The sequence below is a fragment of the Gluconacetobacter diazotrophicus PA1 5 genome (genome assembly GCF_000067045.1).
GTDB lineage: Bacteria > Pseudomonadota > Alphaproteobacteria > Acetobacterales > Acetobacteraceae > Gluconacetobacter > Gluconacetobacter diazotrophicus.
The window spans coordinates 85,001-97,169 of record NC_010125.1; the positions used below are offsets into that span (position 1 = coordinate 85,001).

At 61.9% G+C, this 12,169-nt stretch carries 8 protein-coding genes, 1 tRNA gene and 2 rRNA genes (1 of these 11 only partly in view); 4 read left to right on the top strand and 7 right to left on the bottom strand.

The window, feature by feature from the left end:
• The 3 genes from GDI_RS00365 to GDI_RS00375 all read left to right on the top strand — a co-directional run.
• Positions 1–1,118, top strand: a 23S ribosomal RNA gene (locus GDI_RS00365) (it extends 1,623 nt beyond the left edge of the window).
• 113 nt (positions 1,119–1,231) lie between these two features.
• A 5S ribosomal RNA gene (gene rrf, locus GDI_RS00370) occupies positions 1,232–1,347 on the top strand.
• Positions 1,348–1,385: 38 nt separating this feature from the next.
• Positions 1,386–1,462, top strand: a tRNA-Met gene (locus GDI_RS00375).
• Here the strand turns inward: GDI_RS00375 and GDI_RS18740 are convergent.
• Together GDI_RS18740 and GDI_RS00395 are read right to left on the bottom strand one after the other, a co-directional pair.
• Positions 1,419–3,077: a recombinase family protein gene (locus GDI_RS18740; protein WP_081482913.1), complete on the bottom strand. Its 1,659-nt coding sequence runs from the start codon at positions 3,075–3,077 to the stop codon at positions 1,419–1,421. The genes GDI_RS00375 and GDI_RS18740 overlap by 44 nt on opposite strands.
• A gap of 12 nt (positions 3,078–3,089) precedes the next feature.
• A complete protein-coding gene (locus tag GDI_RS00395; protein WP_041249215.1) occupies positions 3,090–3,284 on the bottom strand; it encodes a hypothetical protein in 195 nt (64 codons plus the stop codon).
• Positions 3,285–3,676: 392 nt separating this feature from the next.
• On the opposite strand from GDI_RS00395, the gene GDI_RS00400 reads away from it, so the two are divergent.
• A complete protein-coding gene (locus GDI_RS00400) occupies positions 3,677–5,734 on the top strand; it encodes a ParB/RepB/Spo0J family partition protein (RefSeq protein ID WP_041249216.1) in 2,058 nt (685 codons plus the stop codon).
• Positions 5,735–5,931: 197 nt separating this feature from the next.
• On the opposite strand, the gene GDI_RS00405 is transcribed toward GDI_RS00400, so the two are convergent.
• The 5 genes from GDI_RS00405 to GDI_RS00425 form a co-directional block, all read right to left on the bottom strand.
• Positions 5,932–7,401, bottom strand: a complete 1,470-nt coding sequence (locus GDI_RS00405) for a catalase (RefSeq protein WP_012222324.1) — start codon at positions 7,399–7,401, stop codon at positions 5,932–5,934.
• A gap of 55 nt (positions 7,402–7,456) precedes the next feature.
• A complete protein-coding gene (locus GDI_RS00410; protein ID WP_012222325.1) occupies positions 7,457–8,890 on the bottom strand; it encodes a coniferyl aldehyde dehydrogenase in 1,434 nt (477 codons plus the stop codon).
• A 79-nt stretch (positions 8,891–8,969) separates the two neighbouring features.
• Positions 8,970–9,806 (bottom strand): alpha/beta fold hydrolase, encoded by an 837-nt coding sequence (locus GDI_RS00415; RefSeq protein WP_012222326.1) that lies wholly within the window; start codon positions 9,804–9,806, stop codon positions 8,970–8,972.
• A 52-nt stretch (positions 9,807–9,858) separates the two neighbouring features.
• Positions 9,859–10,764 carry an acetoacetate decarboxylase family protein gene (locus GDI_RS00420; protein WP_012222327.1) on the bottom strand — a complete coding sequence of 302 codons (906 nt, stop codon included), beginning with the start codon at positions 10,762–10,764 and terminating at the stop codon, positions 9,859–9,861.
• A gap of 5 nt (positions 10,765–10,769) precedes the next feature.
• Complete coding sequence (locus GDI_RS00425) at positions 10,770–12,077, bottom strand: NADH:flavin oxidoreductase/NADH oxidase family protein (protein WP_012222328.1); 1,308 nt, start codon at positions 12,075–12,077, stop codon at positions 10,770–10,772.
• Positions 12,078–12,169: the final 92 nt, after the last annotated feature.

Genomic DNA, 12,169 nt, shown 5'->3' on the forward strand with positions numbered 1-12,169 from the left:
CCAGGGGGTAGCGACTGTTTAGTAAAAACACAGGGCTGTGCGAAGTCGAGAGACGACGTATACGGCCTGACGCCTGCCCGGTGCCGGAAGGTTAAGAGGAGGTGTGCAAGCACTGAATTGAAGCCCCGGTAAACGGCGGCCGTAACTATAACGGTCCTAAGGTAGCGAAATTCCTTGTCGGGTAAGTTCCGACCTGCACGAATGGCGTAACGACTTCCCCGCTGTCTCCAGCATCGGCTCAGCGAAATTGAATTCCCCGTGAAGATGCGGGGTACCCGCGGTCAGACGGAAAGACCCTATGAACCTTTACTGCAGCTTTGCAGTGGCATCAGAGACATTCTGTGTAGGATAGGTGGGAGGCTTTGAACCCGGGGCGCCAGTTCCGGTGGAGCCATCCTTGAAATACCACCCTGACTGTTTCTGATGTCTAACCGAGACCAGTAAGCCTGGTCCGGGACCCTGCATGGTGGGCAGTTTGACTGGGGCGGTCGCCTCCCAAAGTGTAACGGAGGCGCGCGATGGTGGGCTCAGGTCGGTCGGACATCGACTGTTGAGTGCAATGGCATAAGCCCGCCTGACTGTGAGAGTGACAGCTCGATCAGAGACGAAAGTCGGCCATAGTGATCCGGTGGTCCCGCGTGGAAGGGCCATCGCTCAACGGATAAAAGGTACTCTAGGGATAACAGGCTGATCTCCCCCAAGAGTCCACATCGACGGGGAGGTTTGGCACCTCGATGTCGGCTCATCACATCCTGGGGCTGGAGCAGGTCCCAAGGGTTCGGCTGTTCGCCGATTAAAGTGGTACGTGAGCTGGGTTTAGAACGTCGTGAGACAGTTCGGTCCCTATCTGCCGTGGGTGTTGGAGACTTGAGAGGATTTGTCCCTAGTACGAGAGGACCGGGATGAACAGACCTCTGGTGCACCGGTTGTCGCGCCAGCGGCACAGCCGGGTAGCTAAGTCTGGACGGGATAATCGCTGAAAGCATCTAAGCGAGAAACCCACCTCAAAACCAGGTCTCCCCGAGGGCCGTGATAGACCATCACGTCGATAGGCCAGATGTGAAAGCGCAGCAATGCGTGCAGCTAACTGGTCCTAATCGCCCAACAGGCTCACTCACACCGCCTGCCCAGCAGGCAACACACATGCACAGCAATCATCCACACAACACACTCACCTCTCACCGCACCAACCTCACACGCCCAATAACACCCCACAGGGTGGACTGGACGACCTGGTGGCCATGGCGGGGATAGACCCACCCGATCCCATCCCGAACTCGGCCGTGAAATGCCCCAGCGCCTATGATACTGCGTCTCAAGACGCGGGAAAGTCGGTCGCCGCCAGGTCTTCCAGTCCACCCCTCACAACACACACACCACACCAGCGCGGGGTGGAGCAGCCCGGTAGCTCGTCAGGCTCATAACCTGAAGGCCGCAGGTTCAAATCCTGCCCCCGCAACCAACGATACTTGCGATACGAACGTATCAAGAACGCCACTGTCCGGATGGACCGTGGCGTTTTTCTTGTGTGCCGCGAACTGCAGGATCGCCGCCAGATCGCCGCGCAGGATGATCGCCAGTTCGCCTTCGGCCGGCTGGAGCGTGATCTGCGAGACGAGTGTGCGCAGGCGCTCGGCCGCCTCGGTCTTCGTGTCTTCGGCCTGAAGACTCTCATAGAGAGACGCGATCCGCTGCTGGTAGATCTCCGCCATGTTCGGATGGAGAAGGGGAGGCGGCTCCTCCGCGTTGGCCAGACGTTCTGTGAGTTCGATCTTGCGAGCTTCGAGCGCGCCGATCTTATCCTTGAGCTTCGCACCCGGAACGCCGTCGAGGATGGCCTGAATCGCCTTGTCCAGTTCGCGATCAATGCGAGGCAGTTCATTCCGCATTGCTGCGAGATCGGCACCGTGCTCCATCCGAAGCCGGTTCACCTCGCGGGTGAACTCATTGCAAAACTCCTTGAATAGGTCCGGTTCCATCAGGTGCGTGCGCAGCCCGCTTAGGACAGAGGCCTCCAGCGCATCACGACGAATGTTCAGACGGTTGTCACAGGTGCCCTTGTTGCGCGCGGTTGAGCAGCCGAGCAGATCCTTAGAGATCATGCTGTACCCACCGCCACAGCAGCTGCAGCGGATCAGCCCGGCAAAGAGATGACGGGGACGGCGCCGGTCATTGAGGGCTTCGTTGCCCCGTTCCGGCTGGCTGAAGGTTGTTTCGGCCTGGCGGGCCTTTACGGCATCCCATAGATCCTGCTCGACGATCCGCAGTTCCGGCACCTCCTGGATGACCCATTCGGATTCAGGATTGAGACGCGAGACGCGCTTGCCGGTATCGGGATCTTTCAGGTAGCGCAGCCGGTTCCAGACCAGACGCCCGACATACATCTCGTTGTTGAGGATACCGGTGCCGCGTTCCCGATTGCCGTGGATGGTGGATGGTCCCCATTCGCGGCCCTGCGGACCTGGAACGCCGTCCCGGTTCAACTCCATGGCGATCGTGCGCGACGACTTGCCCCGCGTGTAATCGGTGAAGATGCGTCTGACCGTCCGGGCTTCTTCCTCGTTGATGGTCCGGTCGCCCCGGATGCGCTCGCCTTTCGCATCGAACTGGCGCACGACATCATAGCTGTAGGAATTGCCGCCGCCGGACTTGCCGTCCTCGACGCGTCCGCGCAGGCCACGGCGTACCTTCTCGGCGAGGTCTTTGAGGAAGAGGGCGTTCATCGTGCCCTTGAGCCCGATATGTAGATGGGTGACGTCGCCCTCGGAGAGAGTGATGATCCGCACGCCGGCGAACGTCATCCGTTTGAACAGGCCGGCGATATCTTCCTGGTCGCGCGACAGCCGGTCCATGGCTTCGGCCACGATGATCGTGAAGCGGCCGCGCGTAGCGTCCTGGATCAGTTCCTGAATGCCGGGGCGGAGCAGGGAAGCACCCGAGATGGCACGGTCGGTGTAGCTTTCGACGATCGTCCAGCCCTGTTTCTCCGCATGAAGTCGGCAGAGGCGCAACTGATCCTCGATCGAGGCGTCGCGCTGGTTATCGGATGAGTAGCGGGCGTAGAGCGCGACTTTCACAATCCTATCTCCCTAGTCCTGGAGATCGCGTCGCCGCGCGGCCTCCACTTCAGCGTTGACGAAATCCCGTGCGGCCTGACGGGCCAGAAGCCGGACCAGACTGACCAGCCGAGGATCGGCTTCACTGCGTAATGGTGTCACGTTGGCGTCCGGGGCGTCGAGAACGAGCCGCACCCTGTCCGCTATCGTATCGCGTTGGCGTGCCATCTTCCCGTCCTTTCTGCATGGATCTGTGAGTGGTTCTGACAGCACTGTGGAGGTCGAATGGAGGATGTGTGAACAGAAAAATACGCGGAAACAGGGAGATGGATCGTGCGGAGAGGGCTTTGGGATGGTCGCGAACATTCGCGGCTATCGTGGTCGGCACTATCACAAAATGGTGATGTCGCGACTATAATAGTCGTAGTTTGCTGTGGAACGCATCGACTCGCGGATGAACTGAGGCAGATATAGCTTCCGTAACGCCGTGTCCGTGCCATTCCGTGGAAGCGATCCGGCGTCTGGTGGGGCCGGAAGAGAGGAAGAGGGAAGTGGGGTTTTCGTGACGGATTCAGGGGTGGGAGAGAGGCTTCCGCCCGTCCGTCACGGAGTGTCCTGCCATGGCGAGCGCCATCCAGAAAATCGCCCTCAATGCGTCCCGTGATATCCCCTTCAACAAGCTGGTGCTGTCGCAGTCCAATGTGCGGCGTGTGAAGTCCGGTCTGTCGATCGAGGAACTGGCCGCCGATATCGAACGTCGTGGGCTGCTCCAGAGCCTGAACGTCCGGCCCATTCTTGACGATGCCGGTGTCGAGACCGGTACCTATGAGGTGCCGGCCGGTGGTCGCCGCTTCCGCGCCCTTGAACTGCTGGTGAAGCAGAAGAAACTGGCGAAGACCGCCTCTGTGCCCTGCATCGTGCGCGAGGCCGGATCGTCCATTCTCGCCGAGGATGATTCCCTGGCCGAAAACGTCCAGCGCGTGGCCCTGCACCCGCTGGACCAGTTTCGTGCCTTTCGTGACATGCTGGAAAAAGGCATGTCCGAGGAAGAAATCGCCGCCGCGTTCTTCGTCGTGCCCACCGTGGTCAAGCAGCGTCTGCGCCTGATGACTGTGTCCGACAGACTGCTTGAGATCTATGAGCAGGATGGCATGAAGCTCGACCAGTTGATGGCGTTTTCCATCAGCGATGACCACACCCGTCAGGAACAGGTCTGGGAGATTATTGCCCAGAGCCACAATCGCGAACCGTACGTCATCCGCCGTATGCTGACGGAGAAGACCGTGCGGGCGTCGGATCGCCGGGTGCGCTTCGTCGGGTTGGACGCCTATCTTGCCGCCGGTGGTCCCGTCATGCGTGACCTGTTCGAGGCAGACGATGGCGGCTGGCTGCAGGATCCGACCCTGCTCGACCAGTTGGTGATGGAAAAATTGCAGGAGGCGGCCGAACAGGTCCGCGCCGAAGGCTGGAAATGGGTCGAAACGGCGCTGTCCTTCCCTTGGGGGCACACACGGCAATTCGTGGAGATCGATGGTGTGCCGGCTGTGCTCTCGGAAGAAGACGCCGCACGCCTAACCGCGCTGCACAGCGAGCAGGAAACGATCGAGGCGGAATACGCGCAGGCCGATGAATTTCCCGAAGACATCGATACCCGGCTGGGCGAGATCGAGCAGGCCATCGAGGCGCTGGAAGAACGCCCCGTGTCCTTCGATCCGGTGGACATGCAGCGAGCCGGCGCCTTTGTCAGTCTCGATACCGACGGCACGTTGCTGGTCGATCGGGGCTTTGTTCTGCCCGAGGATATGCCGGCGGAGCCCGAGGAGGGGCACGATGAGTCCGACGGATATGATGACGCGGTCGTCTATCACAGCGCGGGTGACGACGGCGAAGGGGAAGGGAGGGAAGACGCACCCGACGCCGAGCCCGAGGAGGAAGACGGACTGAAGCCGCTTTCCGACCGCCTGCTGACCGAACTGACAGCCTGGCGCACGCTGGCGCTGCGGGATGCGTTTGCCGGAAATCCCCATGTCGCGCTGACCGAATTCCTGCATACACTGGTGCGAGACATCTACTGGCAGACGCCGGGGGCCGACTGCCTTGAGGCTTATGTTCGGGAAATCTCCCTGCCGGTCCATTCCCCCGACATGCCGGGCAGCCTGCCGGCTCATGCGCTGCGCCAGCGCAACGAGGGCTGGAAGCACGATCTGCCGGAGGATGAAGACGCCCTGTGGCGCTGGATCGACGGACTGGACGACACCAGCCGTCTGGCCCTGCTGGCGCATTGCCTGTCTTTCGGGATCAACGCGCTGCATGAATCGTCCCATGGCCCGTCCCTGGCACGCAGCGTCAGGGAACGGCTGGCGCGAGCCGACCGCCTCGCCACTGCGCTTACGCTTGATCTGGTCGAAGCGGGCTGGCAACCGACGGTGGAGAACTATCTGGGCCGCGTCACCAAGGCCCGTATTCTCGAAGCCGTACGCGAGGCGCGGGGAATTGAGGCAGCCGAGCGTATCGCACATCTGAAAAAGAACGACATGGCGCAGGCGGCCGAAAGGCTGCTTGAGGGCGCCGGCTGGCTGCCTGAGGCTCTGCGGACGAAAGGACTGTCTGCGCAGATGAAAACTGATGAAGTCCCTGATTACTCAGCAGACGGGCATGCCGCGGTCGCTGCGGAATAGCATTTCCCTGAATGAAAATGGCGGCTTCCGGTCTCCGGGAGCCGCTTTTTTTCATGCTGTCATGCTACTCGGCAGTGCTTCTGCTTCCGCCCTCATTCCCGACGTGGAGTCTCCCAAGCAGATGACCGTAGCGCGGATATCTGCGGGGTTGTTTCCTCAGGCCGAATTTATGACGTAGGGATGAACGCCAAACAATCTTAATCTCCTGCTCGTTCGGCGAGCACACCTTCCTTTACCCGTGCTCCGATCGTCTCGTCGATCTTCGACCAGTATTCGAACACCCTCGACAAAACAGGTTCCTCAACGCCCTGCAACACATGCCCGACGATATTGCTCACCAGACGGTCACGCGCCGCATCGTCCATCACGCGGTTGACCAGCGCATGGGCCTGGCTGAAATCGTCATCGTCCGGCCGAAGCGTATACGCCGCACGTACGAATTCGCCGTCCGCTGCCCAGACCGCATTCTCGGGGAAACGCTGCCTGTCAGCCGCGGGACCACCTTTGGAGTTTGGCACATAGGCCGGGTCATGCGCGTCACGCATCCGCATGGCGCCCCCCTTGGTGTAGCCATGGACCGGACATTTCGGCGCGTTGACCGGAATCTGCTTATAGTTCACGCCCAACCGCGCCCGATGTGCATCCGCATAGGCGAACGAACGCCCCAGCAGCATCTTGTCGGGTGACAGTCCGGTTCCCGGCACGAAATTGTTCGGCTCGAATGCGACCTGCTCGATCTGGGAGTGGAAATCCGTCGGGTTCCGGTCGAGCGTCAGCTTGCCGACCTCAATCAGCGGATATTCGCCCTGCGGCCAGACCTTGGTCAGGTCGAACGGGTTGATGCGATAGGTCTTCGCGTCCTCATACGGCATGATCTGCATCTTGAGCGTCCAGCTCGGATGCTCGCCACGTTTGATCGCCGTATAGAGATCGCGCCGGTGATAATCGGCATCCGCGCCCGCAAGCTGACCTGCCTGCTCCTGCGTCAGGCACTTGATGCCCTGATCGGTCTTGAAGTGATACTTCACCCAGAACCGCTCGCCAGCCGCATTCACCCATAGATAGGTGTGGCTGGAAAACCCATCCATGTGGCGCCAGCTTGCCGGGATGCCACGGTCGCCCATCAGCCATGTCACCTGATGCGCGGTCTCCGGGCTCAATGTCCAGAAATCCCACTGCATGTCGTTGTCGCGCAGGCCGTTATCCACACGGCGCTTCTGCGAATGGATGAAATGCTGGAATTTCAGCGGATCGCGCACGAAGAAGACCGGCGTGTTATTGCCGACCATGTCGAAATTGCCGTCCTCCGTATAGAATTTCAGGGCAAATCCACGCGGATCGCGCCACGTATCCGGGCTTCCGGCCTCTCCCGCCACGGTCGAGAAGCGCGCGACGACCTCCGTCCTCGCGCCCGGTTGCAGGAATTTGGCGCAGGTATACCGGCTGACATCGTGGGTGACTTCGAACCGACCGAACGCGCCGCTGCCTTTGGCATGGGGCTGACGGTCGGGGATCATCTCACGATTGAATGCCGCTATCTGCTCGATCAGGTAGTGATCGTGCAGCAGGATCGGGCCATCGGCACCGACAGTCAGCGAATGCTCGTCGCTGGAGACGGGAATGCCGGACTCCGTCGTATGATATGCTGTTGTCTGCTCAGTCGTCATGACAGTTTCCTTCGAACGGTTATTCTGAATGTGAATCCGCGCTGACATTCTGTTTCTAAACGTGTCGGCGCGATTTTCCAAGCGTCGCGCGCAGGGCAATATCGGCCAGACGTCCGAACGGTGCACGCAGCAGGGCGGGTAGGTTCCAGCGGCTCTGGATGAACACGCCCCTGGCATGGCTCATGGTACGAAACCCCTCGATGCCATGATAGGCGCCTATGCCGCTGGCGCCGATGCCACCGAACGGCAGATCGTCCTGAGCGACGTGTATCATCGTGTTGTTGATGCCGACATTCCCCGACGTCGTCCGGGCCAGCAGCCTGGCGCAGTCGGCATCGCGCGCACCGAAATAATACAGCGCCAGCGGGCGTGGGCGCGCGTTGATGAAATCGATCGCGTCGTCCATCGTGCGGTACGTCCGGACCGGCAGGATAGGACCGAAAATCTCCTCCTTCATCACCGCCAGATCGTCCTCAGCGCCGATAACAAGCGTGGGCGTGAGGGTCCGTTTCCGGGCAGCGTCAGGCCGGGCACCCACCTCGATCACCCGGCCCCCCCGTTGCCGCGCCTCGTCGATCAGCCCCGTCAGGCGCGTGTAATGGTGGTCGTTGACGATGGACGAATAATCGGCACTGGTCGGACCATCGGGATAGGACCGGGTCACCGCGCGATCCCAGGAGGTGATGAACGCCTCCAGATCGTTTTCATGCACCAGCGCATAATCGGGAGCCACGCAGGTCTGCCCGGCATTGGACAGTTTGCCGAACACGATGCTGTTCATCGCATTGTCGCTGACATGACCGCGCGCAACGACGACCGGGCTTTTGCCACCCAGTTCGAGCGTCACGGGAACAAGATTTTCGCTCGCGGCCGCCATGATGTGCCGGCCGACCGAGGTGCTGCCGGTGAACAGGAGATGGTCGAAGGGCAGTCGGCTGAAGGCTGCGCCCACATCCGGACCGCCCAGCACGACAGCAACTTTCTCGTCGCCAAATGCCTCGGCCAGCATCATCCGGATCAACGCGCTGGTCCGCGGCGTCGTCTCCGATGGCTTGATCATGACGCGGTTCCCGGCGGCGATGGCCGTTGCCAGCGGGATCATGACCAGTGAAAACGGATAGTTCCACGGGGCCATCACGCCGATCACACCCTTCGGCTGATACGTGACATGCGCGCGGCCGCCCTGATAGATCAGGCTCACATGCCGCTTCTCCGTCCGCATGAAGCGATGGAGGTTGCGGGTCAGGTAGTCGATGGCCTGCACGACGCCGACCAGTTCCATCAGGTCGGTCTCATGGCGCGACCTGTGCCCGAAATCGGCGTCGATCGCCTGTTCGATCGCGCAGCGGTGCTCCAGCACGATGGCGCGCAACCGTCGGAGGTCGCGCCGACGCTCCGTGCGTGTGGGTGGTCCGTCACGCAGGAAGGCAGCCCGTTGCCGATGAAGTGTCTCCGTCATCGCGGCCAAAGGATCGGTGTCTTTCAACATGGCTGTCACGTCACCCGAAACGAGGGGCAGGCGGCGCATCGGTGCCACCCGCGATGGTCAGACAATGATGAGGCGACCCTCACCCCGTGATGAAGGCCAGGATATCGGCGTTGATCGTGTCGGCATGGGTCGTGTGCATGCCGTGCGGATAGCCGGGGTAAATCTTCAGCACACTGCCGGCGATCAACTGATGCTGGAGCAGAGCCGCGTTCCTGTAGGGAACCACCTGGTCGTCGTCGCCCTGCAGGACGAGGGTCGGCACCGTGATCGCCTTCAAATCTTCGGTCTGGTCTGTTTCCGAGAAGGCCTTGATACCTTCATAATGCGCCTTGGCGCTGCCCATCATACCCTGCCGCCACCAGTTGCGGATCGTGCCTTCCGAGATCGCAGCACCCGGCCGGTTGAAGCCGTAGAACGGTCCGGTCGGGACATCGAGGAAGAACTGCGCGCGGTTGGCGGCAAGCCCGGCCCGCAGGCCGTCCAGCACCTCGATCGGCGCGCCTTCGGGACTGCGATCGGTCTTGACCATCAGGGGCGGTACGGAACTGACCAGCACCGCCTTCGCGACGCGCCCCTGCGGCTGCCCGAAGCGCGCGACATAGCGTGCGACCTGACCGCCGCCGGTGGAATGACCGACATGGACGACGTTCTTCAGGTCGAGATGTTCGACCACGGCCGAGGCATCGGCCGCGTAATGGTCCATGTCGTGCCCCTCGCTGACCTGCGTCGACCGTCCGTGGCCGCGCCGGTCATGGGCGATGACCCGAAACCCCTTGGACAGGAAGAACAGCATCTGCGCGTCCCAGTCGTCGGCGCTGAGCGGCCAGCCATGATGGAACATGATCGGCTGCGCGTCCTTTGCGCCCCAGTCCTTGTAGAAGATTTCTACGCCGTCTTGTGTGGTGACGAATGGCATGTCGGTAACTCCAGTATGGTGGGTTGATGAAGGGTACGCCGGACTCAGCTTGTCATGTAAATCCGGGTGCACTCAGCCTTTCGGGCATGTTCAGCACGAACTGGGCATCGCGGACGACATCCAACCGAAGCATTTTCGAAACGCCCAGTCCCGTCAGAAGATCGCTCAGCGGGCCGCCCTGGCGCGACAGGGTGACGTCATTGGGAAGCAGACGCTGCGCGAAAGAGAGTGTGTTCGAGCGCACGACGGTCCGATGCCAGACGCCGTCGATTTTATGGATCATCGTGTTCGCGCCCATATGCGACTGCGACGGGATGTTCTCAAAACGGGGACGTGGCGCGCGGAGCAGCAGGTCCGGCGTGCCGTCAGGCGCCAGAACGGACGCCACGATATCCCCGCCGATCGTCAGCGAAATACCGGCCAGCCATTTGGGAAGCTGATAGCCGGCAATCCCGCGCACGCGTGCGATCTCGGTGGTGACGGGAAGCGCCAGGACATGGGCGAAAAAGCTCCGGCGCCGGATGGAGGCACCAAGCTCCATCGCCTGTGGGCCGCACGCGCAGGGCCTGCGTACGACGATCGCAACGGAGGCCTCGTTATAGGGGTCGTTGTCGCATACGGCATAATTGAAGACCGTGACGGCGACCAGCCCATGCCCCGGCCAGGCGCGCAGCGGTTCGAGCGGTTCGGGAAGGATTGCCCTCAGCCGGCTCAGAGGAGCGGCCATCAGCAGTTGCACGCTGCTGGCGCGATAGTAGAAATTCGGTGCCCAGACCGGTCCGATCCGCGATTGGACCTGTCCTTTCGGAATACGCCGGAAGAAGTCGATATTACCGGCTGCCGGATCGCGCGCGACCACGTCCAGATCCGGGTTCGAACGAAACCGGTCATAATAGCCGCCTTTGATGACGGGCACCGTGTAGGGACCGAATTCCACCTCTGTGACGGGATCGTTCATTCCGCTCACTCCTTTCCGGCAAAAACCGCCGCGGTGCGCTCAGGTGCAGGGCATTCAGGCTTTCTGGCGCCCACGCGCGAAACAGGCCGGGAGGACGCCATCCAGGCGCGATACGCCCGCGCCTGCCGGCGCGCTGCCAACTGGGCCAGCAGGAAAGCGACGAGTGGCGATATGCCCGGCCTGGTGGCACGCCCCGTGGCCAGCCGGACGAGCTGATAACGCACCGCCGCCATCAGGGCTGCCGAGGCGAGCGGCTTGTTCTTCCAGGTGATCGGCTTCAGCGCGGGGGCGTCACCATGCCCGTTCTGCCACCGGCGCGGCAGGGCGGGTTCGATCGCCAGCGCCGTCGCCATACCTGCCATCGCGATGCCGTCGGCCACGACGCGCTCTGCCACGTCCTGCCGCCGGATGCCGCCGGTCACCATGAGCGGCATCGTGGCGACGGTGGCGATGTCTTTGGCGAAATCGAGGAAATAGGCTTCCCGCGCCAGGGTGCGTTCGTCGCGAGAGGACCCCATCATCGCGGGCGCTTCGTAACTGCCGCCGGACAGTTCCACGAGATCGACGCCGAGACCGTCGAGCATCCGGACGACGGCTCGGGCGTCGTCGGGCGAGAAGCCGCCGCGCTGGAAATCGGCCGAGTTGAGTTTCACCGATACCGCGAAATCCGGTCGCAGGGACGACCGCACGCCCCGCACGATATCGAGCAGCAGGCGAGCGCGGTTTTCGAGGCTGCCGCCCCACTGGTCCGTGCGCCGGTTGCTCAGCGGGGAGAGAAACTGGCTGAGCAGGTAGCCATGCGCCGCATGAATCTCGACCCCATCGAAGCCCGCACGCTCGGCCAGGCCGGCCGTGTGGATGAAGCGGCGGGTGACATCGGCGATATCGTCCGCCCTCATGGCACGTGGAACAGGGAACATCTTCGACTGCCGGCCCAGATCGAGAGGGATAGCAGACGGTGCAAGCGTTTCCTGCGCCATGCTGGCAGGCATCTGCCGCCCCGGATGATTGATCTGCATCCAGATCTGGCCGCCACCAGACCGGGCTGTCGTGGCCCAGTCCTGAAAACGGTCGAGATGCTGCGCGTCCTGAAGCACCACCCCAGCCGGACCGGTCATGGCCCGTGCATCCACCATCACGTTGCCGGTGATGATCAGGCCCGCGCCGCCCTCCGCCCAGGCCCGGTAGAGACGGATCAGCCCTTCGGATGGCGCGTGGTCGGCGTCTGCCATGTTCTCTTCCATGGCGGCCTTGGCGATACGATTGGTGATGACGGTGCCATTGGGCAGGGTCAGAGGGGAAAACAGGGACATCAATCCAGCTCCATGAGGCCGACTCCGTGAGGAACACTCTGGTCAGAGCGTGACATTAAAGGTAACTTTAAGGTCAAGGATCATCTTCGGGA

Bases quoted from the DNA above. Each gene is read 5' to 3' on its own strand.
- GDI_RS00425 (WP_012222328.1), bottom strand. From the start codon at position 12,077: ATGTCCCTGTTTTCCCCTCTGACCCTGCCCAATGGCACCGTCATCACC.
- GDI_RS00405 (WP_012222324.1), bottom strand. From the start codon at position 7,401: ATGACGACTGAGCAGACAACAGCATATCATACGACGGAGTCCGGCATT.
- GDI_RS00400 (WP_041249216.1), top strand. From the start codon at position 3,677: ATGGCGAGCGCCATCCAGAAAATCGCCCTCAATGCGTCCCGTGATATC.
- GDI_RS00410 (WP_012222325.1), bottom strand. From the start codon at position 8,890: ATGTTGAAAGACACCGATCCTTTGGCCGCGATGACGGAGACACTTCAT.
- GDI_RS00415 (WP_012222326.1), bottom strand. From the start codon at position 9,806: ATGCCATTCGTCACCACACAAGACGGCGTAGAAATCTTCTACAAGGAC.
- GDI_RS00395 (WP_041249215.1), bottom strand. From the start codon at position 3,284: ATGGCACGCCAACGCGATACGATAGCGGACAGGGTGCGGCTCGTTCTC.
- GDI_RS00420 (WP_012222327.1), bottom strand. From the start codon at position 10,764: ATGAACGATCCCGTCACAGAGGTGGAATTCGGTCCCTACACGGTGCCC.